The organism is Janibacter melonis (genome assembly GCF_020567375.1).
GTDB classification, from domain to species: Bacteria; Actinomycetota; Actinomycetes; order Actinomycetales; family Dermatophilaceae; genus Marihabitans; species Marihabitans melonis.
On the sequence record NZ_JAJBZM010000003.1, the window covers coordinates 521,426 to 543,982 of the forward strand.

At 71.1% G+C, this 22,557-nt stretch carries 21 protein-coding genes and 1 pseudogene; 18 read left to right on the forward strand and 4 right to left on the reverse strand.

The genetic code is table 11. The annotated features are described in order from the left end of the window. The first annotated feature begins 134 nt into the window (after positions 1–134). Complete coding sequence (locus tag LIV55_RS14600) at positions 135–677, forward strand: hypothetical protein (RefSeq protein ID WP_229300738.1); 543 nt, start codon at positions 135–137, stop codon at positions 675–677. 28 nt (positions 678–705) lie between these two features. Here the strand turns inward: LIV55_RS14600 and LIV55_RS14605 are convergent, their stop codons facing one another. Beyond that, positions 706–918 carry a helix-turn-helix domain-containing protein gene (locus LIV55_RS14605; protein WP_068273548.1) on the reverse strand — a complete coding sequence of 71 codons (213 nt, stop codon included), beginning with the start codon at positions 916–918 and terminating at the stop codon, positions 706–708. Between the two features lie 179 nt (positions 919–1,097). Here LIV55_RS14605 and LIV55_RS14610 point away from each other — a divergent pair, with 179 nt between their 5' ends. The 9 genes from LIV55_RS14610 to LIV55_RS14650 all read left to right on the forward strand — a co-directional run bounded on the left by LIV55_RS14610 (position 1,098) and on the right by LIV55_RS14650 (position 12,618). Next, a complete protein-coding gene (locus LIV55_RS14610; RefSeq protein ID WP_123091089.1) occupies positions 1,098–1,778 on the forward strand; it encodes a hypothetical protein in 681 nt (226 codons plus the stop codon). After that, positions 1,775–3,070 carry a CpaE/TadZ family protein gene (locus LIV55_RS14615; RefSeq protein ID WP_229300739.1) on the forward strand — a complete coding sequence of 432 codons (1,296 nt, stop codon included), beginning with the start codon at positions 1,775–1,777 and terminating at the stop codon, positions 3,068–3,070. Before LIV55_RS14610 ends, LIV55_RS14615 begins: the two co-directional genes overlap by 4 nt. 29 nt (positions 3,071–3,099) lie before the next feature. Then, positions 3,100–4,524, forward strand: a complete 1,425-nt coding sequence (locus LIV55_RS14620; protein ID WP_229300740.1) for a WS/DGAT/MGAT family O-acyltransferase — start codon at positions 3,100–3,102, stop codon at positions 4,522–4,524. Further along, the gene (locus LIV55_RS14625) at positions 4,521–4,937 is read left to right on the forward strand and encodes a DUF6912 family protein (RefSeq protein WP_229300741.1); all 417 of its coding nucleotides are present in this window, start codon (positions 4,521–4,523) and stop codon (positions 4,935–4,937) included. Before LIV55_RS14620 ends, LIV55_RS14625 begins: the two co-directional genes overlap by 4 nt. Positions 4,938–4,998: 61 nt before the next feature. Next, entirely contained in the window at positions 4,999–5,301 is a 303-nt protein-coding gene (locus tag LIV55_RS14630) for a hypothetical protein (protein ID WP_229300742.1), read from the forward strand. After that, a complete protein-coding gene (locus LIV55_RS14635; RefSeq protein ID WP_229300743.1) occupies positions 5,298–5,795 on the forward strand; it encodes a hypothetical protein in 498 nt (165 codons plus the stop codon). Before LIV55_RS14630 ends, LIV55_RS14635 begins: the two co-directional genes overlap by 4 nt. Positions 5,796–5,799: 4 nt before the next feature. Beyond that, a complete protein-coding gene (locus tag LIV55_RS14640) occupies positions 5,800–6,291 on the forward strand; it encodes a DUF2505 domain-containing protein (RefSeq protein WP_229300744.1) in 492 nt (163 codons plus the stop codon). 85 nt (positions 6,292–6,376) lie between these two features. After that, entirely contained in the window at positions 6,377–11,161 is a 4,785-nt protein-coding gene (locus LIV55_RS14645) for an NAD-glutamate dehydrogenase (protein WP_229300745.1), read from the forward strand. Beyond that, on the forward strand, positions 11,158–12,618 hold the full coding sequence (locus LIV55_RS14650) for a sensor histidine kinase (protein ID WP_229300746.1): 1,461 nt from the start codon (positions 11,158–11,160) through the stop codon (positions 12,616–12,618). Before LIV55_RS14645 ends, LIV55_RS14650 begins: the two co-directional genes overlap by 4 nt. 78 nt (positions 12,619–12,696) lie before the next feature. On the opposite strand, the gene LIV55_RS14655 is transcribed toward LIV55_RS14650, so the two are convergent. Beyond that, positions 12,697–12,945 carry a WhiB family transcriptional regulator gene (locus LIV55_RS14655; protein ID WP_068273570.1) on the reverse strand — a complete coding sequence of 83 codons (249 nt, stop codon included), beginning with the start codon at positions 12,943–12,945 and terminating at the stop codon, positions 12,697–12,699. 405 nt (positions 12,946–13,350) lie between these two features. Here LIV55_RS14655 and LIV55_RS14660 point away from each other — a divergent pair, with 405 nt between their 5' ends. Further along, positions 13,351–13,764, forward strand: coding sequence for a hypothetical protein (locus tag LIV55_RS14660; protein ID WP_123091082.1), 414 nt, complete (start codon positions 13,351–13,353; stop codon positions 13,762–13,764). An 81-nt stretch (positions 13,765–13,845) separates the two neighbouring features. Here LIV55_RS14660 and LIV55_RS14665 read toward each other — a convergent pair whose 3' ends face one another. Next, positions 13,846–14,916, reverse strand: coding sequence for a hypothetical protein (locus LIV55_RS14665; protein WP_229300747.1), 1,071 nt, complete (start codon positions 14,914–14,916; stop codon positions 13,846–13,848). Between the two features lie 31 nt (positions 14,917–14,947). Then, positions 14,948–17,302, reverse strand: a complete 2,355-nt coding sequence (locus LIV55_RS17340) for a zinc-ribbon domain-containing protein (RefSeq protein ID WP_372456525.1) — start codon at positions 17,300–17,302, stop codon at positions 14,948–14,950. Between the two features lie 82 nt (positions 17,303–17,384). Here LIV55_RS17340 and LIV55_RS14670 point away from each other — a divergent pair. The 7 genes and pseudogenes from LIV55_RS14670 to LIV55_RS14695 all read left to right on the forward strand — a co-directional run. Continuing rightward, positions 17,385–17,611 (forward strand): annotated as a pseudogene (locus tag LIV55_RS14670) (CpaF family protein); the annotation flags it as partial. Between the two features lie 86 nt (positions 17,612–17,697). Then, positions 17,698–18,783, forward strand: a complete 1,086-nt coding sequence (locus tag LIV55_RS14675) for a DUF4062 domain-containing protein (RefSeq protein WP_267493082.1) — start codon at positions 17,698–17,700, stop codon at positions 18,781–18,783. 224 nt (positions 18,784–19,007) lie between these two features. Continuing rightward, positions 19,008–19,226 carry a hypothetical protein gene (locus LIV55_RS14680; RefSeq protein ID WP_229300749.1) on the forward strand — a complete coding sequence of 73 codons (219 nt, stop codon included), beginning with the start codon at positions 19,008–19,010 and terminating at the stop codon, positions 19,224–19,226. A 570-nt stretch (positions 19,227–19,796) separates the two neighbouring features. Continuing rightward, positions 19,797–20,234, forward strand: a complete 438-nt coding sequence (locus tag LIV55_RS17350) for a rolling circle replication-associated protein (RefSeq protein ID WP_425551774.1) — start codon at positions 19,797–19,799, stop codon at positions 20,232–20,234. A 169-nt stretch (positions 20,235–20,403) separates the two neighbouring features. After that, complete coding sequence (locus LIV55_RS14685) at positions 20,404–20,886, forward strand: pilus assembly protein TadG-related protein (protein ID WP_229300750.1); 483 nt, start codon at positions 20,404–20,406, stop codon at positions 20,884–20,886. Further along, positions 20,883–21,182 (forward strand): hypothetical protein, encoded by a 300-nt coding sequence (locus LIV55_RS14690; protein ID WP_229300751.1) that lies wholly within the window; start codon positions 20,883–20,885, stop codon positions 21,180–21,182. The genes LIV55_RS14685 and LIV55_RS14690 overlap by 4 nt, the downstream gene beginning before the upstream one ends. Positions 21,183–21,326: 144 nt before the next feature. Next, on the forward strand, positions 21,327–22,550 hold the full coding sequence (locus LIV55_RS14695) for an AI-2E family transporter (protein ID WP_229300752.1): 1,224 nt from the start codon (positions 21,327–21,329) through the stop codon (positions 22,548–22,550). Positions 22,551–22,557: the final 7 nt, after the last annotated feature.

The following is a 22,557-nucleotide window of genomic DNA, read 5'->3' on the forward strand; positions in this document are numbered from 1 at the left end:
CCGTCAAACAGCAGCAAACAACATCAAACTACATCGAGCAACAGGGTGGTCGCCGAGCGGTCATCACGCCGCGCGGCCCACGCCGCTGAGCGCGCGCCCGGCGGGGGAGCCGGCGCGCGGGCAGGATGTCGCCCATGCGCTGGGACCGTCTCTTCGACGACCTCGAGTCGCAGCTCGCCGCCCAGGAGCGTCTCGAGCTCGACAGCGAGGTCGCCGAGCGCACCCGCGTCGAGCGCTCGAAGGTGACGCTCACCGACCGGCTCGTGGGGTCGACGGGAGCCGTCGTCGGAGCGCACCTTCTCGGCGGGCGGCGGCTCGAGGGGGTGCTCGTCGACGTGGGGGCGGGGTGGTTCGTGCTCGAGGCGCGCTCGCGCCCGACGCTCGTCGTCACCGGCGCCGTCGTCTCCCTGTCCGGGCTGGCCCGGCGGCCGCGCAGCACGGCGAGCGCACGGCGGCTGACCCTGGGCTACGCGCTGCGAGGGGTGAGCCGGGACCGCCGGGTCGTGCACGTGCACGACGTCGGGGGAGGGCTGACGACCGGCACGATCGACGGGGTCGGGGCCGACGTCGTCGACGTCGGAGAGCACCCCGTGGACGTGCCGCGGCGGGCGGGCGACGTGCGCTCGGTGCGGGTCCTGCCGCTGGCGGCCCTCGCGGCCGTCGCCGACGCGGGGTGAGGCGGCTCAGCCCCTGGGCGAGGCGGGGTCAGCCGTCGCGCTGGGAGTCGACGAAGGCCTTCGTCTGCGAGTACATCCGCTCGATGTAGGCGTCGAGCTCGGTGAGCTCGACGCGCCACTGGCCGCGCCCGCCGACCTTGATCGCCGGCAGCTCTCCGCTGCGCACGAGGGCGTACGCCTGGGCAGCGGAGATGTCGAGGGTCTCGGCGACCTCGCTCAGCGGGACGAATCTCTTGGCCATGGTCTCTCGCACGACGGGGCAGGACGGGAGCCGTCAGTCTGCCACTGCTCGCGCGGGGTGCGCCGGAGCCTGTGGAGACCGCGTGCCGCGGGGCCCCGACCTGGGCCATAGTGGGGCACGCAGCCTGCGGGCGTCGCCGAGGACACCCGCCCGTCACCGACGAGAGCCAGGGGAGCACCGTGAGCGCCGATCTGCCCGCACCGACCGCCCGACGACTCTCCGCGCCGAGCTGGAAGGACAGCCGTCTGCTCGTCGGCGTCGTGCTCGTCCTCGCCTCGGTCGTCGTCGGGGCCCTGGCGATCGGCGCGGCCGACGAGCGGGTCGGGGTGTGGGCCGCGGCCTCGGACATGACCCCGGGCGACCCCGTGCGCGAGAGCGACCTCGTGCGCGTCGACGTCTCGCTCGGTGACCAGGCGGGCAAGTACCTGCAGACCGGGCGTGAGTTCCCCCAGGGCGCGACCATCGACCGCGAGCTGCGCCAGGGCGAGCTCGTGCCCCGCTCCGCCCTCATCGACCGCGGCGACCTCACCGTCTTCCCGACCGTCGTCCACGTCCCCGCGACCGATCTCAGCGGCCTGGCGAAGGGGTCGCGCGTCGCGATCTACGCCGCCGCTCCCCTCAGCTCGCAGGACAAGCAGGCTGGCAGGCGACCCGAGTACACCGAGCTGCTCAGCCCGGTAACGGTGCACCGCGTGCCGACGCAGGGCGGCACCGTCATCGGCGGCAGCAGCGCGGACTCGTCCGTCGAGCTGCTCATCCCCGAGGACGAGGTCGAGCGGGTGCTCTCCGCGGACACCGACGCCGACCCACCCCTCCGCGTCGTGGCCAACGGCGGCACCCTCGCCGAGGTCGCGGAGTGATCGACGTCCTCGTCGCGGTCGGCCACGGCTGGGAGAGCCAGCTGGTCACCGCGATCGACGAGGTCCCCGGGGTCCGGGTGGCACGCCGGTGCCCGGACCTGGCGGACCTGCTCGCCGCCGTCGCCGCCGGGCACGGCGACGTCGCCATCGTCTCGGCCGACCTCAGGGGCGTCGGACGCGACGCCGTCGCCCGGATGTCGGGCGACGGCGTGGCCGTCGTCGGGGCGTCGGCGGAGGGTGACGAGCCCTCGGAGCGCGTCCTGCGCCAGCTCGGCGTCGAGACCGTCGTCCACCCGGGTCTCGACCGCGACGAGCTGCGCGAGCGCCTGGGCACGGCAGCCCGCAGCACGGCCCGACGCGCCGACGAGACGCAGATCGACGCGCGAGGGCCCGGCGGGGCGGGCGACGACGACACCGTGACCGACGCCGAGCCGGTCCGCGGCCGGGTGGTCGCGGTCTGGGGCCCGACCGGTGCGCCCGGCCGCACCACCGTGGCGGTCGGGGTGGCCAGCGAGGCGGCGGCGCTCGGGGTGCCGACCGTGCTGCTCGACCTCGACACGTACGGTGCCTCGGTCGCCCAGGCGCTGTCGATGCTCGACGAGTCGCCGGGCATCGCGGCGGCGGCCCGGGCGTCCGAGCTGGGCACCCTCGACCTCGTCTCGCTCGCGCGCCTCGCCCCCGAGGTCGCCCCGGGGCTTCGGGTCGTCTCCGGCGTCGTCAGCCCGCAGCGATGGCCCGAGCTGCGTGCCTCGGCGGTCGAGCAGGTCCTCGAGCTGGCGCGGGGGCTCGCCCCGCTCGTCGTCCTCGACCTCGGCTTCTGCGTCGAGGAGGACGAGGAGCTCTCCTACGACACGGCTGCGCCGCGTCGCAACGCGACGACCCTCACCGCGCTCGCGGTCGCCGACGACCTCCTCGTCGTCGGTGCGGGTGACCCCGTCGGCCTGCAACGGCTCGTCCGGGCGGTGCAGTCGTTGGCGTCGGTGCCGAGCCCGCAGCCACGCACCGTCGTCAACAGGGTCCGCGCCGCCGCGGTCGGGCCCGACCCGCAGCGACGGATCTCCGAGTCGCTCGAGCGCTTCGCCGGCCTGACCGGGCTCGTCTTCGTCCCGGACGACCCCGCGGCGACGGACGCGGCGATGCTCGCGGGTGCGACCCTCGCCGAGAGGGCCCCGAGCAGCCCGGCCCGTCTCGCCCTGCGGGCGCTGGCCGCCGACCTCCTCGACGTCGAGGTGCCGCGGGCCGAGCGCCACGAGCGGCGTGGGCTGCGGCGGGCCCGCACGAGGAGCAGGTGAGCAGGCAGGCCCCGTGCGACGATGGCCCGGTGAGCCAACGACTGTCCGCCCTCGACTCGTCGTTCCTCTACCTCGAGGACGCCACGCTGCCGATGCACGTCGGGTCGGTCATGATCTTCGAGCCCCCACGTGACGGCTTCGACTACGACAGCCTCGTCGAGCTCATCGCCGAGCGCATCGCGAGCTCGCCGCGCTACCGCCAGCGCGTCCAGAGCGTGCCCGCGCGGCTCGCGAACCCCGTGTGGGTCGACGACGAGGACTTCGACCTCACCTACCACGTGCGCCGCTCCGCGCTCCCGCGTCCGGGTGACGACGAGCAGCTCGAGGAGTTCGTCGCGCGGATCACCTCGCGCCCGCTCGACCGCAGCCGTCCGCTGTGGGAGCTCTACTTCGTCGAGGGGCTGACCGACGGCCGTTTCGCGATCGTCAGCAAGGCGCACCAGTCGCTCGTCGACGGCATCAACGCCGTCGACGTCGGGCATCTCCTCCTCGACCCCGACGGGGTCCACCCGGACGAGGAGACCCGCCGGCCCACGGGGTCTCCCAGCCCCCTTCGCCTCGTCGCCGACGCTGTCATGGACTCGGTGCGCCGACCCAGCCAGGTCGCCGACAACGTCCGCGGGGGTCTGCGCGACGTCTCCGAGACCGGGCGGCGCGCCCTCGGCCTGGCCGGCGGGCTCGTCTCGACCCTCGCCCAGGTCGGCACGCGCCCGGCCCCGCAGTCGCCGCTCGACGTCACCGTGTCGGGCACCCGTCGGTGGGTCATGGTGCGCACGGACCTCGCGGACTACCGCCGCATCCGGACCAGCCTGACCCGTGGGCGCTACGTCGAGGACGTGACGATCAACGACGTCGTCCTCGCGACGATCACCGGTGCGCTGCGCACGTGGATGCAGAACCGCGGCGAGCACCTCAGCTCGACCGCCGTCATCCGCGTGATGGTCCCGGTGAGCGTCTACGACGAGTCCGGCGACCACCGCTCCGGCTCGCGCCTCACCGCGTGCTTCGTCGACCTGCCCGTCGGCGAGGCCAGCCCGTCGATGCGCCTGCACCAGATCGCCTTCTCGATGCGCCAGCAGATGGAGACCACGCAGGCGGTCGACGCCGCCTCGCTGTCCTCGCTCGGCGGCTTCGCGCCGCCCACCCTGCACTCGCTCGGCGCGCGGACCGGAGCGGCGATGACCCGGCGCCTCTTCAACCTCGTCGTGACCAACGTGCCCGGCCCCCAGCAGCCCCTGTACGCCGGGGGAGCGCGGCTGCTCGCGACCTACCCCGTCATGCCGCTCTCGCGCGGGCAGGCGCTCGCCGTGGGGCTGACCTCCTACGACGGGTCGGTCTACTTCGGGCTCAACGCCGACCGTCTCGCGATGCCCGACCTCGACGTGCTCGCCCAGGCGGTCGACGAGGCCCTCGCCGAGCTGCGGGAGAGCCCGCGGGGCGGGGGTCGGTCGTGAGCGTGCGCGTCTACCTGCCGCTGGTCATGTCCGACCTCGCCGCCGTGCAGACCTCCGGCGAGGTCCCGATCTCCTCCCGCCGCACCGTGCACGCCGTGACGGCGGGGGACCGCGCGGACCACCCGGGCGAGGACGAGGAGGACCTCGAGTTCGAGGCGACCTGCCAGGCGCTCGACAGCGCCGCTGACCGCCGCCGGACGAAGGGTGAGCGCCGCGTCGTCGTCGCCGCCGACGTCGCGTCGGTGGTCGAGCAGGACGCGTGGACCGCCGTCGTCGAGGCCCCCGTCGCCCTGTCCGACGTCGTGTCCTTCCACGTCGAGGAGAGCACCGGCACCGCGCTCGGCGAGGGCTACGACGACCTCCTCTGGTACGACGTCACCGAGCTCGACCAGCTCGTGGCCGAGGCGGGCTGACCGGCGGCCCTGTGGGCGACCCGGCGGCCGCCGGCGACGTGACGGATACGCTGACGGCACCATGCCAGGACACCCCGAGCCGCAGCGTCTGACCGAGCTCGCCACCGCGGTCGGCGGTCTCGGACGGCTCGCGCGGGCCGCCGGCGACGAGCTCCTCGACAGCCTCGTCATGGTGGGCGACCACGGCACCCAGCGGGTCGTCGACGACGCGGTCGACGCCCTCGTGAGCGCGCTGCGCGGGGTCGACGCCGAGTGCGCCGAGCTGGCCTACGTCCTCGGCAGCACCGGCACCCGGGGCGAGGCGCGCCGCGCTCCCTCCAGCGCGCCGCGACCCGCCGAGGACCACGCCCGCGAGGCCCGATGAGCGCCGCGCTGCTGGGTGACGCCGCGTCGGTCTCGGCCCTCGTCGCGTCGCTGCGACGGCGGGCCGGCGACCTCGAGGTCCGCGCCGACGAGACCGACGCAGCCCACGCGGCTGCTGCTGCGGGGTGGATCGGTCGCGTGGCCGTCGGGCACCGTCGCCGGGTCGACGCCGTGACGGCGACAAGCCGCGGTGCGGCCGCGCGGATGCGAGAGCTCGCCGACGCGCTCGACGACTTCGCCGCAGCGCTCGGCGAGGCGCAGCACGACCTGCGCCGCGCGAGCGACGAGGCCCGCTCGCACGGGCTCGTCGTGCAGGACGGGCAGGTGCTGCCCGGGTGGGGCATCTCCGGCGAGGCCGACGGCAGCGCGGACGCCGAGCGTGCCGAGACGGCCGAGCGGCTGGGCCGACGGCTGCAGCGCAGCGCGGTGCTGCTCGAGCGCCGCCGAGCGGCCCTGGCCCACCGCGCCGAGGAGGTCTTGAGATGGCTACCGTGAGGCCATGCGCTTCCACCGTGCCTACAGCTTCGACGCCCCCTGCGAGCAGGTCTACGACCTGCTGATGGACGAGGGCTTCCAGCGCGAGCGGGTCGCCCGGACCGGGACCGACCCCCGCGCCGAGGTCACCCGCGGCTCCGACGCCGACGTCGTGAGCATCGTGCTCAACCTGCCCACCGACGGTGCGCCCGGCCCGGCGAAGAAGTTCCTCGGCGACTCCCTCACCGTCACCGACGACCGTCGCTGGGAGAGCGACGCCGCGTCCGACGGCGCCCGGCGCGGCACGGTCGTCGTGCGGGTCAAGGGCGCCCCCGTGACGATGGACGGCACCCTCTCCCTCACGCCCGAGGGGCAGGGCTGCAGCCTCGTCGTCGATGGCGACCTCACGTGCTCCATCCCGCTCGTCGGGCGCTCGCTCGAGGGTCAGATCGCCGAGGTCATCGGGGGCTTCGTCGACAGCGAGGCACGCGCGGTCAGGCGGCGTCTCGGCGCGTGACGGCACGGCGCTAGGCTGGGTGCGCGAGCCGACGAGGACGTCGGCCACCCGCCGTCGAGACCGCAGATCAAGGATGCCCGAGCACATGGTTCCGCTCTCCGCCGACTCGTCCTCCACCGTCGCCGAGGGGGCCGCCGCGGCGGCCGCCGCGGCGGGTGAGGACCCCACCTTCGTCCGCCGCTACCTGCGGCACGTGGACCCGGCCGAGGTCTCCGGCCGACCACCCGAGGACCTGCTCGCGCTCGCGAGCCGACACCGCTCCGCCGCCGAGCGGCGCTCGGCCGGGCAGTCCCACCTCCACGTGCGCAACGGCTCGGTCGACGTCGTCACCGACGACCGTCCCTTCCTCGTCGACTCCGTCGTCGGGGCGCTCGAGCGCCTCGGCCACCGGGTCACCCTCGTCATCCACCCGCAGTTCGCCGTCCGCCGCGACGACGACGGCCGCATCGTCGACCTGCGCGACGCCCCGACGGGCGGCCAGGGCGTCGCTGCCGGCGAGCTCGCCGAGTCGTGGATGCACGTCGAGACCTCCGCGTCCGCCGCCGACGACGAGGTGCTGACGACGACGGTGCGCGACGTCCTCGACGACGTGCGCTGCGCCGTCCAGGACTGGGAGGCGATGCAGCAGCGCGCGCTCGAGCGCGCCGACGAGATCTCCGCGTCCGGGGACGACGACGAGCTCGACGAGGCCGCCGAGCTGCTGCGCTGGCTGACCCGCGACCACCTCACCTTCCTCGGCATCCGCGACTACACCGTGACCGACGCCGGCATGGAGCCCGTCGCCGGCTCCGGTCTCGGTCTGCTCGCCGACGACGCGTACACCCTCAGCGAGGCCGAGCAGCGCCTGGCGCAGGGCCGCGTCGGCGTGCGCATCGGCAAGGGCAGTGCGCGCTCGACCGTGCACCGCACCGCGTATCCCGACCACGTCGCCGTACGCTGGCAGGGCAGCGACGGCTCGCTGCGCGAGACCCGCGTCGTCGGGCTCTTCACCTCGAGCGCCTACACCGAGCCGGTCATCACGATCCCCGTCGTCTCGGCGAAGGTCTCCTCGATCCTGCACACCGCCGGGTGGAGCGAGGACTCGCACTCGGGCAACCGGGTGCTGCGCCTGCTCGAGACCTTCCCCCGCGACGAGCTCTTCCAGGACGACGTCGAGCACCTCGACCAGGTCGTGCACTCGATCCTGCGCATCGAGACCCTGCGCCAGACCTCGCTCTACCTGCGCGGCGACGAGCAGCGCCAGTACGTCACCGCGCTCGTCTACCTCTCGCGCGACCGCTACACGACGACCGTGCGCCACCGCATCGAGGAGGTCCTGCTCACCGCGATCGGGGCCGACGAGGCGACCTTCACCGCCCACGTGAGCGAGGACTCCCTCGCGCGGCTGTACTACGTCCTGCGCCGCACCGACGGCGAGCCGGTCTACACCCCGTCCTCGGACGAGGCCGGGTCGCTCGGCGACCGGGTCGCGGCCGCCTCGCGCACGTGGACCGAGCACCTCGCCGCCGCCGCCGAGGAGCGACTGGGCGATCGCGCCGAGGCGGTGCTCGCCCCCTTCGTCCACGGCTTCCCCGTCGACTACCAGGACGACTTCGACGCCGCGCAGACCGTCGCCGACCTCAAGAACCTCGTCTCCATCGACGAGGACCACCGCTTCGAGTGCGTCCTGTACGACCCCCGTCGCGGCCACGGTCGCGACGACGGCGCGACGGTCCGCCGCTTCAAGCTCTTCAGCATCGACCGGGTCTCCCTGGCCCGCGTCATGCCGCTCTTCCACGACCTCGGGCTCGAGGTCGTCGACGAGGAGCCCTACGTCGTCACCCGCTCCGACGGCGAGCGCATCGGCGTCTACGACTTCGGCCTGCGGGTCGACGACGCGGGGCTGTGGGAGCAGCACACCCACGAGGAGCTCCGCGAGCTCGTCGAGAGCGCGGTCACCGCGGTCTGGTCCGGTCGCGCCGAGTCCGACGCGCTCAACTCGCTCGTCGTCTCCGCCGGTCTCACCTGGCGCCAGGTCGCCCTGCTGCGGACCGTCGCGCGCTACCTGCGCCAGACCCGCACGACGTGGAGCCTGCGCTCGCTCGCCGAGGCGCTCACCGAGCACACCCAGATCGCCCGCGAGCTCGTCGCGCTCTTCGACGCCCGCTTCGACCCCGACGTCGAGGGTGACGCGCAGGCGCGCGAGGCGGCCCAGGCCGAGATCCGCGGCCGGATCGACGAGCTGCTCGACGACGTCGCCTCGCTGGCGCACGACCGGGTCATCCGTTCCTTCGTCGGCGTGATCGCCGCGACGCTGCGCACGAGCTACTACCAGCGCGACGAGCAGGGCCAGCCGCTGCCGCGGATCAGCCTCAAGCTCGAGCCGCGCAAGGTGCCCGACATGCCCAAGCCGTGGCCCGCCTACGAGATCTGGGTGTGCTCGCCGATGGTCGAGGGCGTCCACCTGCGCTTCGGCGCGGTCGCCCGCGGCGGTCTGCGCTGGAGCGACCGGCGCGACGACTTCCGCACCGAGGTCCTCGGCCTCGTCAAGGCGCAGATGGTCAAGAACGCCGTCATCGTGCCGACCGGCAGCAAGGGCGGCTTCTACGGCAAGCAGCTGCCCGACGCCTCCGCCGACCGCGAGGCGTGGATGGAGGCTGGCCGGGCCGCGTACCGGCAGTTCATCTCCGGTCTGCTCGACATCACCGACAACCGCGTCGGCTCCGAGGTCGTCCCGCCCGAGCGCGTCGTCCGTGTCGACGGCGACGACCCCTACCTGGTCGTCGCGGCCGACAAGGGCACGGCGACCTTCTCCGACCTGGCGAACTCCGTCGCGCAGGAGTACGGCTTCTGGCTCGACGACGCCTTCGCCTCCGGCGGCTCGATCGGCTACGACCACAAGGGCATGGGCATCACGGCCCGTGGCGCGTGGGAGTCGGTCAAGCGGCACTTCCGCGAGATGGGCGTCGACACCCAGAGCGAGGACTTCACCGTCGTCGGCATCGGCGACATGTCAGGCGACGTCTTCGGCAACGGGATGCTCCTGTCCGAGCACATCCGCCTGCTCGCGGCCTTCGACCACCGTCACGTCTTCCTCGACCCGGACCCCGACGCGGCGAGCTCCTTCGCCGAGCGCCGGCGGCTCTTCGACCTGCCGCGCAGCTCGTGGGCCGACTACGACACCTCCCTCATCAGCGAGGGCGGCGGCGTGTGGCCGCGCTCGGCGAAGTCGATCCCCGTGAGCGAGCAGGCCGCGGCCGCGCTCGGTCTCGACGGGGCGACCTCGCTCGCGCCGAACGACCTCATCCGCGCGATCCTCCTCGCGCCGGCCGACCTGCTGTGGAACGGCGGCATCGGCACCTACGTCAAGGCGCAGAGCGAGAGCCACGACGAGGTCGGCGACCGCTCCGGCGACGCCTACCGCGTCGACGGCGCCCAGCTGCGGGCGAAGGTCGTCGGCGAGGGCGGCAACCTCGGCGCCACCCAGCGCGGTCGCATCGAGGCCGCGCAGAGCGGCGTGCGGATCAACACCGACGCCGTCGACAACTCGGCCGGCGTCGACACGAGCGACCACGAGGTCAACATCAAGGTCCTCCTCGGCGACGTCGTGCGCGAGGGCGGTCTCGACGAGCCGGCCCGCGTCGACCTGCTCGCCTCGATGACCGACGAGGTCGGCGAGATGGTCCTGCGCGACAACTACGAGCAGAACGTCCTGCTCGGCAACGCGCGTGCCCAGGGCGGCTCGATGCTCTCGGTCCACGAGACCTTCATGACCGACCTCGAGGAGCGCGGCGAGCTCGACCGCGAGCTCGAGTTCCTGCCGAGCACGACCGAGGTCGCCCGCCGTCAGGAGGCCGGGCAGGGGCTCACCTCGCCCGAGCTGTCGGTGCTCCTCGCCTACAGCAAGCTCGCGCTCAAGGCCGACCTGCTCGACTCCGCGACCCCGGACGACCCGGCGACCGAGGACATGCTGCTCTCGTACTTCCCGCAGCGCATCCGGGACGAGTACGGCGACCAGGTGCTCGCGCACCCCCTTCGCCGCCAGATCGTCACGACCGTCCTGGCCAACGACGTCGTCAACCGCGGCGGCATCACCTTCGTGCACCGCGCGGTCACCGAGACCGGTGCGACCCCCGAGCAGGTCGCCCGGGCCTACGTCGTCATCCGTGAGGTCTTCGGTCTCGACGACTACGTCGCCGAGGTCGAGGCGCTCGACGCCGTCGTGCCGACCGAGGTGCAGACGCGGCTCTACCTCGAGTTCCGTCGGCTGCTCGACCGCGGGGTGCGTTGGCTGCTCGCCGCGCGCCCGGGCCGGCTGGCGATCCGCGAGGAGATCGAGCGCTTCGCGCCGGTCGTCGCCGAGCTCGGCTCCAGCGTCGGCGGCATGCTCCAGGGCTCGGAGGCGAAGCGTCTCGAGGACAACACCGCCGACCTCGTCGAGCGAGGCGTCCCCGAGCAGCTCGCGGCCCGGGCCGCGTCGCTGCTCGACGGCTACTCGCTGCTCGACATCACCGACATCGCCGCCGACTCGGGGCAGACGCCGGAGCAGGTCGCCGAGCTGTACTACCTCGTCTCGGAGCGCTTCGGCATCGACGACCTGCTGCTGCGCGTCACCGCGCTGCCGCGCGTCGAGCGCTGGGACAGCCTGGCCCGCGGCGCGCTGCGCGACGACCTCTATGCGACGCTGCAGGCGCTCACCCGCTCGGTGCTCGAGTCGAGCTCCGAGCTGAGCGACCCGACGCCCGAGGAGCGCTGGCAGAGCTGGCTCGACGGGCACGACGAGTCGTGGGAGCGCGTGCGCACCTCGCTCGCCGGCATCCGCGCGCTCTCGGCGCCGACCGTCGCCGCCCTGTCCGTCGCGCTGAGGATGCTGCGCTCGGTGACGCGGTGACCCCAGTCCGCACGACGACCGAGGTCTTCGCGGCCAGCGGTCTGACGCAGGCCGAGGTCGAGCGGCTGCGGCTGGTCCTCGAGGACTGGCAGCTGCTCGCCGACCTCGGCTTCTGCGACCTCGTCATGTGGGTGTGCCTCGACGAGGGCTGGGTCGCCGTGGCCCACGCCCGCCCGATGACGGGGCCGATGGCCTTCGTCGACGACATGATCGGGCGCCGCGCCTTCGACGACCTGCGCGAGGTCATCGACGCCGCTGCGGACGCGGGGCAGTGCATCGACGCCGACGGCCTCGAGGGCGCGACGAAGGTCGCCGCCGTGCCCGTGCGGCTCGGCGGGCGCACGGTCGGCGTCGTCACCCGGCACCAGCCAGGTGGTCGAGACCGCTCGACCAGCCCGCTCGAGCGCACCTACGGCGAGCTCACCGACACGCTGAGCGAGATGCTCGTGCGGGGGGAGTGGCCCTCGGCGTCGGCCCCGACGGGCCAGCGCCGCGGGGCGCCCCGGGTCGCCGACGGGGTCATCCAGCTCGACGAGCGGGGCGAGGTCCTCTTCGCCAGCCCGAACGCCGTGAGCGCGATGCGCCGCCTCGGCCACGACGGCCAGATCCTCGGCGCGGTGCTCGCGCAGGCGATCGGCGGGCTGCCGCGTCTCGACGGACCGCTCGACGAGGGCCTGGCCATCGTCGTCATGGGTCGCGCCGCGTGGCGCGCCGAGGTGACCGCTGGTGGCCAGGCCGCGACCTTGCGGGCCCTCCCGCTGACGCGGGGCGGCGCCCGGCAGGGCGCGATCGTCCTCATCCGCGACATCTCGGACCTGCGGCACCGCGACGAGGAGGTGCTCAGCAAGGACCAGACGATCCGCGAGATCCACCACCGGGTGAAGAACAACCTGCAGACCGTGGCCGCCCTGCTGCGCATGCAGGGGCGCCGGGTCGAGGACGGCGAGGGTCGCCAGGCGCTGCGCGAGGCCGAGCGCCGGGTCGGGGTCATCGCGATGGTCTACGAGACGCTGAGCACCGGCTTCTCCGAGGAGGCCGACTTCGACGAGATCGCCGTACGCGGGCTGCGCGGCATCATCGAGGTCGCGCGCACCCAGGGCTCGCTCGACTCACGGGTCGAGGGCAGCTTCGGCTGGATGGGCCCGAACGAGGCGACCTCCGTCGCGCTCATCCTCTCCGAGCTCGTCCAGAACGCCGTCGAGCACGGCGTGCCCGACGGGGGAGCGATCGTCGTGCGGGCCGAGCGCACCGCGGCGGACGGCGAGGACATCCTGCGGGTGAGCATCACCGACGACGGGGCGGGACTGCCGGCGGGCTTCCGGCCCAGCCGGGCCGGGCTCGGCACCCGGATCGTCACCTCGATGGTGCAGGACCTGCGCGGCACGATCCGCTGGGAGGACAACCCCCGGGGCGGGACGACCGTGCGCTTCAGCGCCCGGCTGCGTCAGCGCAGCTGACCCCGGGCGAAGGGAGAGCCGGTGGCCGCTCCGTCAGGAGCTGGCCGCCGGCTCGGGTCGTGCAGGTGGGTGGGCGTCTCAGCCGGCGCGGCGGGCGCGGGCGTTACGACGCTTGAGCGCGCGGCGCTCGTCCTCGGACAGACCGCCCCAGACGCCGGCGTCCTGGCCGGACTCGATGGCCCACTTGAGGCAGGTGTCGATGACCTCGCAGCGGCGGCACACCTTCTTGGCCTCCTCGATCTGAGCGATCGCGGGGCCGGTGTTGCCGATGGGGAAGAACAGCTCGGGGTCCTCGTCGAGGCAGGCTGACCGGTCGCGCCAATCCATGTAGTCGTGCTCCTTGTCTGTCTGTGGGGCCTAGCGGTGGTGGCCTGGGATCCTGACCCGGGCAGGGGTCAGGGGTGGATCACCAGTCGATCGGCGTTGACGGACGGTGCTCGCTCGGGAGTCCCGGTCGGGGACACCCTGTGCCAACGATCCACGCAGGCTCGATGTTCCGGGCCGGGGCGCGTGAGGGCAGGCAGGAGCCTGTATCGGGGGCGACCCTCGATGTTAGCCGGGGACGGGCATGTCCCGCTAGGGGTAGCGGCCGGTGAGTTGCCGGCGGGTCTCGGCCCCGTGGTCGTCCCACCCCATCACGGGGGTCCGACGACGCGCCCACCGGGTCGCCCGCGAAGGGCGGCCGACGCGCACCCGGGGCTGATGCCGGGGCGGAGTCGTAGGGTGCGGCCTGTGAGCACCGCACCACGACCCGACGGCGCCCGGACGGGCCTGGCCCCCGCTGCCCTCGTCGCGGGGGCGGTGTGCGCGGTGTACGCGCTCGCCCTGCTCGTCGCGGCCGGCCTGTACCTGCGCGAGCTCGTCACCGGTACGACCGACGTCGCCTCCGCCGCGGCGCTCTCGCTCGTCGTCACCGCGATCTTCACCGTGCTGCTCGCCGCCATGGCCCGCGGGTGGCTCACCGGCCGCCGCTGGCCCCGGACCGCGACGGTCGTGTGGTGCCTGCTCACCCTGCCGGCGATCTGGACCCTCAACACCTCCAACGGCCTGCTCGTCGCCGCCCCGCTCGCGGTGCTGTCGATCGCCGGTCTGCTCGCCGCGATGTCCTCGCCCGCCGCCGACCTGCCGGAGGACACCGTCCACTGAGGCGGTGGTTCGAAGAAGGATCGTCACGTCGAGGTGACAGATCTTCTTCGAACGACGCGGGAGCGCGGGGGTGGTACCTGATCACCGCGGTTGTGTCGCAGCAGGTGACTGACCCGCTGCCCGAGCCGGGAGCGCGACCTGCACCTCGGTGGCGACCCCGCGGTCGACGAGGTAGCCCCGGCCCGGGACCCGCGGCGAGGCCGGCACCCGGACGCCCAGGAGGTCACCGTCGGAGCGGGCCTGGGGCTGCAGCAGCAAGCCCCGACGCGACCGGCACATCGTCGCGGTGAGCCCCCTGAAGGACGTCGCAGCCGTCGAGCTGCTCGCGGCGAGGAGGACGTCGCCCGAGCGCGTGCAGTGGCTGGCGTAGCTGCGCAGGACCGGGTCGAGGGGCGTCTCGTCCAGCGTGTCGAGGTCGTCGACGAGGACGACGAGGTCCTCGTGCGACTGCACGGCGCGCACGAAGGGGTCGACCTCCTCGGGACCGATGACGGCGAGCGACGACGAGACGAGCCGGGTCGCCCGTGAGGAGACCTCGAGGACGGGCCGACCCCCCTTCGCCAGCTGCTCGCCGAGGAGCTGCAGAGCCGTGGTACGTCCCGACCGGCCGGGCCCGACGGCCACCCAGGGCCCGCCGTCGACCTCGACCACGACGGGACGGTCCGGGTCGCCGGAGTGGCCGAGCACGAGCCCTTCCGCGTGCGGCAGGTCGTCGAGCGCGACGCTCGCCGGCAGGTCGACGACACGCCACCGCCACGGGTCGCAGGAGTCGGTGGACGGTCGTCCTGCCGGCACGGGCAGTGCCACCTGGGCGAGGACGCCGTCGGGCAGGAGGGCACCACGGCCGGGCACCGCACCGGCGGGCACCAGCGACGGCGGCGCACCGGCGGCCAGGACGTCGCCTCGGTCGGGCAGGTGGAGCACGAGACGCCGACGAGCCAGCGACCCGAGCCGTCCCGAGGACAGCTCCCGTCCGCCGGGCACGACGAGACGGATGCCCAGGGACGCGCCGTCGCGAGCCACGGACTCGAGCGCGTCGGCGCTCTCGAGGTCGGGCTGGTCGAGCGCTCGGGAGAGGAGCGACCAGCCGTCGACGGCGACCACGAGGACGGGCGGGGCGGGTCCGTAATCGTCCTCGGGCAGGCTACGCAAGAGACCGGAGGGGCTGCGCCTGTTCTGGACCCTAGGTCGCCCTGGTCTTGCAGCGGGGGCACCGGCTCTCCGGTCTCACTGCGTCTCTAGCGACGCGCACATACGAATGGCCACAGTGGCGGCAGCGCCATTCACAGCGATCGTGACTACCCGGCTTCATGCCGTCGGGCCTGGTGTAGGGGCGCGAGACGTTAGAGACGAACGTCGCCGCCACCGCCGGGTGGAGGTCCTTGAGCGACTCCCCTCTCCTTGGCCTTCTGCGTGCAGCAGCGGTTCGTTCGCGTCCACAGGCGGGACATCCACTGCCAGTGACGGCGCGAGATGAGATCTTCGCACTCCACTCGTGTTGGCACGAAGCGCACATCCAGTCCCCAGTGAGGTTGGACCCGGGCTGCACATCGTCGCCATCCCATCCCGGACGGGCGTGGATCTGAATGAGCTCCGATGCGACTCGGGGGTGATGCGCAGCGAGGGAATCGCCCTTCAACGCCCGGCTCCGAGTGATGCCCCTCTTGGCGTTGCCGCAAGACCTGCAGCCCGAGTCTGGCCGCCGGACGCGGGCTGCCACGGAAGCAGTGAACGGCACTTCGCAGCTGGGGCATGACCATTCGCAGACGAGATTGCTGTGAGATGCGAGATCCTCTGGGGTGCGGTGGGGATCGCGCAGGCAACAACGAAAGCTGGCTGCAACCGACGGGTACTGGGAGGCAAGGGAGTCTTCGGGTGCTGGGATGGATCTCGCCCTCATGCGTCTAGCGGACGCAGCACGCGCGCAGACTGGACAGCTTGTTCCGACCTGAGCTCGTGACGCGACAGAGCTAGACCAGACGTGTGCACACGTCCCGCACTGCCACTCGGCTTGGTCCTTCGAGCTCGGGGCGAGCCATTCCAGGGATATGCCCGGGCGGCTGAGGTTTCTCCGCCATTCGTTCGAGAGCTCTGGGCGTGCGTCCATCGCACTCCGCTTCGGACGTCCCCGAAGTGTCGCTTGCCACCGCCTGGCGGCCCTGGAGAGTGCAGCGGCTATCTGGGCATCGGTGAGGATCCGTCCTGCGGCATGGTCTGGAAGTGCACCGGGGCTGTTGAGCAAAAGGTGGGTCCACAAGGCAGGGTCGAGGGACCGTTCGACTATTTCGACCACCTGCACGTTGACGGCGGGGCAAATAGGCGGGGTGCCCGTCTGGCGAACCCGTACGTACGTACCCTTATTGGCGGTTGCTAGGTGGTTGGCTAGGGCTGTGACCTTGCGTTGGTCTCGGGCGGCGTCCTGGTGCCAGCGGACTGGATCTAGGTCCACGTAGGTGTCAAGATCCGGAAGGTATAGATCCATTCGCCATGTTCGCTCATCAGTCTGCAGGGGGTGGTCGACCAAGACTGAGGTGCCTAGGGACTCCTCCAAGAGTTCAGCAACCTCGAGCTCAAAGCGCGACTGCCCAAGCGCCTGGCAGCGGGCGCAGCCTGTTCCGCTGGTGGTCCTAGAAACAATTGTTGTGGCCCAAGCGTGCCCCTTGCTGCATCGCCACCATGCAAGCGCCGGGCTGCCCGGCCGAATGCTGTTCGCAAGGAGGTCTGGGTGGGCCACGAGGCCCGAAAACTCGGCGGCGATGTCAGGGTGTCGATCAGCTAGGGATTGTCCTGGAGCGGCAGTACGTCGCCTAGATGCCGAGGCAATGTGCGCGCAAAGAGGGCAACCACTTCCCTTCGTTACTCGATTCACGACCGTGGCTTCCCACTCGTGCCCACAACCGGAACAACGCCACAGGCAGCGGTCAAGGGATCCGGGGCGTAGTTCCCGAAGTGATGACCCTGTCGTGATGTTCCGAACGTGCTCGTCCAGAAGTTCAGGTGCCATGTCCGCTGCGGAAGGAGACCCAGGCGGCACTTCTCTACGCCTGCGGCCGCGATCCGTATACGCGCACCAGCGGCAGCCGCGCCCCCGGACTCGGTTGGCGACAGTTGCCTCGTACCTCTTGGAACACGCCGGACACAACCACACGCAACGCTGTTTAGAGCTTGGTCTAAGCTCGTCTGGCGCCATGTCGGGTCGATCGAGATTGGTCACCCACTCGGCGGCGATCGTCGGGTGCAGATCGACGAGGGCCTCCCCTTCGCGGGCTGCAGCTCGTGAGCGCGCACGCACCGCCTTGGCGCATTCCGGGCACCCAGTTCCGCCACAGCGAGCGGCTACGGTAGCCACCCATTCATGCGAGCAAGCCGGGCAGCGCCAGAGGCATTTGAATTGCGACCCCGTCCCGAGACCGGACGATCCGACATCGGGCCTGTCCAGCACATGCACGAGCTGCGTGAGGAGGTCTGGGCGAGCATCACGCATGAGCTGGCGGGGGGCGGGGCCCGGCATGTCAAGAGTCAACCACGGCCGACCCATTCGGGACCGAGGGCCGGATCGTTAGACCTCCCAATTTGTGATTGACGTCACTTGTATGTAAGATAGTAGGATTTGACCTGTCGCCCCCTTCGTCGACGCGGTGCTGCCCGACGGCAGCCGCCTCCACGTGACGATCCCCGACATCAGCCGCGAGCACTGGCTCGTCAACGTGCGCAAGTTCGTTGTCAAGGGCGACCACCTCGACGACCTCGTCTGTCTCGGCACGCTGACGCAGCACGCGTCGACCTTCCTGCAGGCCGCTGTCGCGTCGGGCTCAACGTCCTCGTCGCCGGCGGCACGCAGGCGGGCAATCCCGCTAATCCCGAATCGCCCCTCTCTGGATCCGTCTAGGATTCACCGGACCTACCCCGACGTCAGGAGCCTCAGCGTGGCCGCTGTTAAGTACCAGGTTATTCGTCAGTTCCACCTACGAGGACTTGAAGGACGAGAGAGATCAGGTCATACGAGCGGTTCTCGAAATGGGGCACATTCCTGTTGGAATGGAGATGTTCAGCGCGGCCGACGAGGAGCAGTGGAAGATCATTGCACGGCATATCGACGAAAGTGATTATTACGCCGTTATCGTTGCACAGAGGTATGGCTCCATGACGGAGGAGCAAATCAGTTTCACGCGAAAGGAATACGAATACGCACGATCCCGCGGTATTCCCTGCCTCGGGTTCATTCTCGATGAGAAGGCCAGTTGGCCGTCGGACCGCCTGGCGAAGGACGACGCGGAACGGGAGCGCCTAGACGAGTTCAAGGCTCTGGTGAAAGAGAAGCCCGTAATGTTCTGGAAGGACGGGCCAGAGCTGCATGGCAAGTTCTCGATCTCTCTGATGAAGGCCTTCACTGCTCAGCCGCGCGAGGGGTGGATTAGGAGCTCGGGGAGTGTGGGTCCCGAAGCCATGGCTGAGGTCGTTCGGCTCAGCGCCGAGAACGCAGACCTACGGCAGAGGCTCGAGCAGGCGGAGGGTGCCTCGGCTCACGAACGTCGCGAATTGGTCAAGAAGACCGGCCGGACACTGGTGCAAGCGAAGTCCACCCTGTCGCACCGGGAGCGGCCGGGAGGCCCGTGGCAAAGGAAGGAAGTAACCTTGTTCGACGTCTTCCGCGTTGCCGCTCCTCAAATGGTCGTCGAGCATTCGATTATTGGTCTATCCAAGGTTTTGGCCATGGAGATTCGCGAAGACCCCGCCCTGCCATGGGACACCGTGGCCACCAATCAGGTCAAGTTGCTCATGAGCGACTTCATGACCCTCGACCTAGTCCAGCCCTCGGAGCGACGCCACACGGTCAGCGATACCAACGAATATTGGACTTTGACGTCCTTGGGGATGGATGTTCTGAAGTTCGTGCGCCGTCACTCCATCGAACATGGCATAGCGCAGGCCGCAAAGCCGGATGAGGAAGCGGAGAAAGGGAGCGCCCGAGAGGACGACTTGCCTGAGAGTGAAACGTCCGCGCCGACCGGCGCTTGACTGAAGTAGCAACACAACTCGTAAGCTGCTGAGGGCCACTCTCGCCCCGCCAGGCGGCCTCCTGCCCACCCCCGGACGAGCAGTTTCCGCGCAGATCGCGGTATGAGCGGACGCCTAATAGAGGCACGGCCGAAGCCCAGTGGGCTCGGCAAGTCCGGCGTATGCTGAGCGCGGGAAGGCGCCCGGCGCGCTAATCCCGGCGAGCCAGGCTGGAAGGAGCAACGATGGGCGACAACCTATTTGAAGGCTTCTTCGTCGTCATGTTTGCCATCGGCGTCGTGTCGTTTCTCTGGCTGGCGATTGCAGGACTGGTTTCGCGTCACCGTGATCACTGGATGGCAAAAGAGCGCTGGGCCGACGAGCACGGGGACGAAGACCCAAACAAGGTGAAGTTGCATGGTGGGCCCAGTTGGAGTTGGACGGGTCCTGGCCCCGGCTTCTGAGGCGTGAGCGACCCTAGTCAAGTTCGCAGCCGGTCGACGGCGGGCCGCCGTAACGCCCGGACATCGGCATTAGAGTGCGTTACGGCCTCAGAAGGGTCGACGCCCGACACCGGCAGTCCCTGGCCGTTGGGGGAGGCGGTCAAGGGCGCGGAGCGGCGCTAGCGAACCCTTGACGGGCGGGGGAAGTGGCATGAGCGTGGAGCGGCCGGGGCGTCGTTTGGTGAATCGACTGACACGGCTGTAGATCGTGTGGTGTGATGTTGCCGCCTACCAACCGGGGGGCACTAATAACAAGGCCACACACGAATCAGCGAGTACCATAATCGCATCGCGACCCCGCCTTGGGCCGCCTCATCCAACTCGGGATCCCTTAAAGCATCTGACCAGAAGCCCGGTTGAGCGTCTGCTCCCGGGCTCTGATGTTGCAGCGGTCCGGGTCGACGCATCCATCTGCGTAGTCTCGGGCTAAGGGAGAGTTGGGTGTCAGGGGTCCGTCTTCGCTCGACGTGGTCGGGGTGGTAATTGGGGCTGTGCGCTGCCCCCGGTGAGGCTTGTGGTTCCTTTGTGTCGGTGCGCCCGGCTCAGCGTCGTCCTCTGGGTGGGGGCCCGGCGAGTGATCCTGAGCGGGCTCGGGCTGAGGCGGGTCGGCGGGAGTTGCGGCGGTACTGCGCGGCTAGCCGGCTGAACCGGCTCGGCACTCTGACGTACCGGGGCGAGGGCTGTCACGACCCGCGCCAGGCACGGCGGGACGTGGGCCTGTTCTTTCGGACGCTTCGTCAAGAGCTTGATGGCAAGCCACTTTCGTACCTGTGGGTGCCGGAGTGGCACAAGGCCGGCCACGGCTTACAACTGCATTTCGCGGTGGGGCAGTTCGTGCCGCGGCGCGCGAGTCGGGCCGCGCCTTCGTCACCTCGACGTCAGAGGACGCTGCACCCGCGCGGGCCGCGGCCGCTGCCGACATCGCCTTCGAGGACCAGGGTTTCGGGGGACAGCGGCAGCTGCAGGTGACGTGCACGTAGACGCCCTGCCTGACCCCCGAGGGCGAGATCCGCTCCACCGCCACGGTGAGCGTCCCCCTCCCGCTCGTCCCCACCTTCGCCCGCGACGTCATCCCCCTCGAGCTGCCGGTGAGCGCCACCCAGGTCTCCGTCGTCCCGCGCTCCGAGGTGCGGACCGGATGAGCGGGCTGTGGCGGGTCTCGGCGCGACGGGCGAAGGGGGAGGACGGCCAGCTCTCGCTCTTCGTCCTCGGCTTCACCGTCATCGCTCTGACGCTGATCCTCGTCGCCATGGCCTTCACGTCGGTGCAGGTCACCCGCATGCGCCTGCTCGACGCGGCGGACACCGCCGCCCTCGACGCGGCCGACGAGGACGAGGCGAGCATCTACGCCGAGGGCATCGACCAGGTCGTCCCGGTGAGCGACGAGGCGGTGCAGCGCACCGCGGCCGAGACGCTCGCTGGCCGCGAGATGCCTGCTGGGCTGAGGTCGTGGCAGGTCGCGCCGGGCACCGGCGCCGCGGACGGGCAGACTGCCGTCGTGAGACTCACCGGTGAAGCCGACCTCCCGCTCGTCGGCGGGCTCATCCGCGGGCTCGGCGGCTCCGTCACCGTGACCGTCGAGTCGAGAGCGCAGGCGCGCGTCCCGGTGGCTGCGCCGTGACGGCGACGATCGACCGCCTGCTCGAGGGTCTCGAGGAGGACGGCGAGCGGGAGGCCCGCTACGTCGGGAGACGGATCGTCTTCGAGCGCGACGGGGTGCCGTACGCGTGGTGGGTGGTGAGCGAGGACGAGCTGCGCGAGGCGGTGCGCCACGCCGGCCCCGGAGCCAGGGGGGCCTTCGGTCACCGCGGTGCTGACGGGATGAGCTTCGTCATGCAGCGGGTGTACTCGGTGCTCGAGCTCGAGCGGGACCTCGGCGACCTGCCGGGGGAGTGGACCTTCGTCCGGGACCACTGACTCGAAGAAGGATCGTCACGTCGAGGTGACAGATCTTCTTCGAACCAGCGTCCGTCCGGGACCCGGGTGCGCGCGGTCGGGGGTGTCGGTCACAATCGCCGTGGCGGACACCCCTTCGCCCTGACCCGACCTGTGAGGCGCCCCGTGACGACCACGCCCGACCCCGACAAGCCCGCCGAGCCGGCGGACGAGGTCGCCCACCGGACGGACGGGAGCGTCGAGACCGAGCCAGCGAAGGGGGAGGACACGGTCCCCGTCGCGGAGGTCGCCACGGTCGACCGAGAGCACGAGCACCCCGCCCCGCCGCGCCGCGAGATCCGCACCGTCCTGCCGCCGACGCTCACCCTGCTCATCGGCATCGCCGGGGCGGTCATCGCCATCGGCGGGCTGAAGTCCGTGGCCTCGATCATCGCGCCGACCTTCCTCGCGATCACCCTCATCATCGCCGTCTACCCGATCTACCGGGCGATCTCCGCCGTGCTGCCCCGTGCCCTCGGCGCCGTCGTCATGCTGCTGCTCCTCTACGGGCTGCTCTTCCTGCTCGTCGGCTCGATCGGGCTCGCGGCGGGCAAGCTCGCGACCGAGCTGCCGAAGTACGGCGACACCTTCGACGACCTCGTCGAGTCCGGCCGCAGCACGCTCATCGGGTGGGGCGTCGGGCAGGACCAGATCGACAACGCGATGACGAACTTCGACATCCGCGACCTCTCCGGCATCGCCCGCGGCCTGGCCAACGCCCTCACCGGGCTGACCTCCTCGATGCTCTTCCTGCTCACGGTGATGCTCTTCCTCACCATGGACGCCGGCGGCTTCCCCAAGCGGCTTACCCGGGTGCACGTCGTCAAGCCCGACATCGCCGACGCCCTGGCCGACTTCGCCGAGCGGGTGCGCAAGTACTGGGTCGTCTCGACGACCTTCGGCATCGTCGTCGCCGTCATCGACGCGCTCGCGCTCATGGCCCTCGACGTGCCGCTGCCGCTGACCTTCGGGCTGCTCGCCTTCGTGACGAACTACATCCCCAACATCGGCTTCGTCATCGGCCTCGTGCCGCCGGCGCTGCTCGCCCTGCTCGACGGGGGAGTGGAGAAGCTCGTCTGGGTGGTCGTCGTCTACAGCGTCGTCAACTTCGTCATCCAGACCGTGCTCCAGCCGAAGTTCACCGGCGACGCCGTGGGCATCAACGCGACGACCGCCTTCCTCTCCCTCATCTTCTGGAGCTACGTCTTCGGCGCGCTCGGGGCCCTGCTCGCCATCCCCTTCACCCTGCTCGTCAAGAGCCTGCTCATCGACCGCGACCCCGACGCGCGCTGGCTCAACCAGTTCATCGCCTCCAACCCCGACCAGTCCTCGTCCGCCCAACCGGTGTAGCGGCGAG

Excerpts from the sequence above, each read along its gene's own strand:
- LIV55_RS14655 (WP_068273570.1), bottom strand. The coding sequence starts at position 12,945 with ATGGATTGGCGCGACCGGTCAGCCTGCCTCGACGAGGACCCCGAGCTG.
- LIV55_RS14640 (WP_229300744.1), top strand. The coding sequence starts at position 5,800 with ATGCGCTTCCACCGTGCCTACAGCTTCGACGCCCCCTGCGAGCAGGTC.
- LIV55_RS14635 (WP_229300743.1), top strand. The coding sequence starts at position 5,298 with ATGAGCGCCGCGCTGCTGGGTGACGCCGCGTCGGTCTCGGCCCTCGTC.
- LIV55_RS14600 (WP_229300738.1), top strand. The coding sequence starts at position 135 with ATGCGCTGGGACCGTCTCTTCGACGACCTCGAGTCGCAGCTCGCCGCC.
- LIV55_RS14645 (WP_229300745.1), top strand. The coding sequence starts at position 6,377 with ATGGTTCCGCTCTCCGCCGACTCGTCCTCCACCGTCGCCGAGGGGGCC.
- LIV55_RS17340 (WP_372456525.1), bottom strand. The coding sequence starts at position 17,302 with ATGGGTCGGCCGTGGTTGACTCTTGACATGCCGGGCCCCGCCCCCCGC.
- LIV55_RS14680 (WP_229300749.1), top strand. The coding sequence starts at position 19,008 with ATGGGCGACAACCTATTTGAAGGCTTCTTCGTCGTCATGTTTGCCATC.
- LIV55_RS14605 (WP_068273548.1), bottom strand. The coding sequence starts at position 918 with ATGGCCAAGAGATTCGTCCCGCTGAGCGAGGTCGCCGAGACCCTCGAC.
- LIV55_RS14685 (WP_229300750.1), top strand. The coding sequence starts at position 20,404 with ATGAGCGGGCTGTGGCGGGTCTCGGCGCGACGGGCGAAGGGGGAGGAC.
- LIV55_RS14630 (WP_229300742.1), top strand. The coding sequence starts at position 4,999 with ATGCCAGGACACCCCGAGCCGCAGCGTCTGACCGAGCTCGCCACCGCG.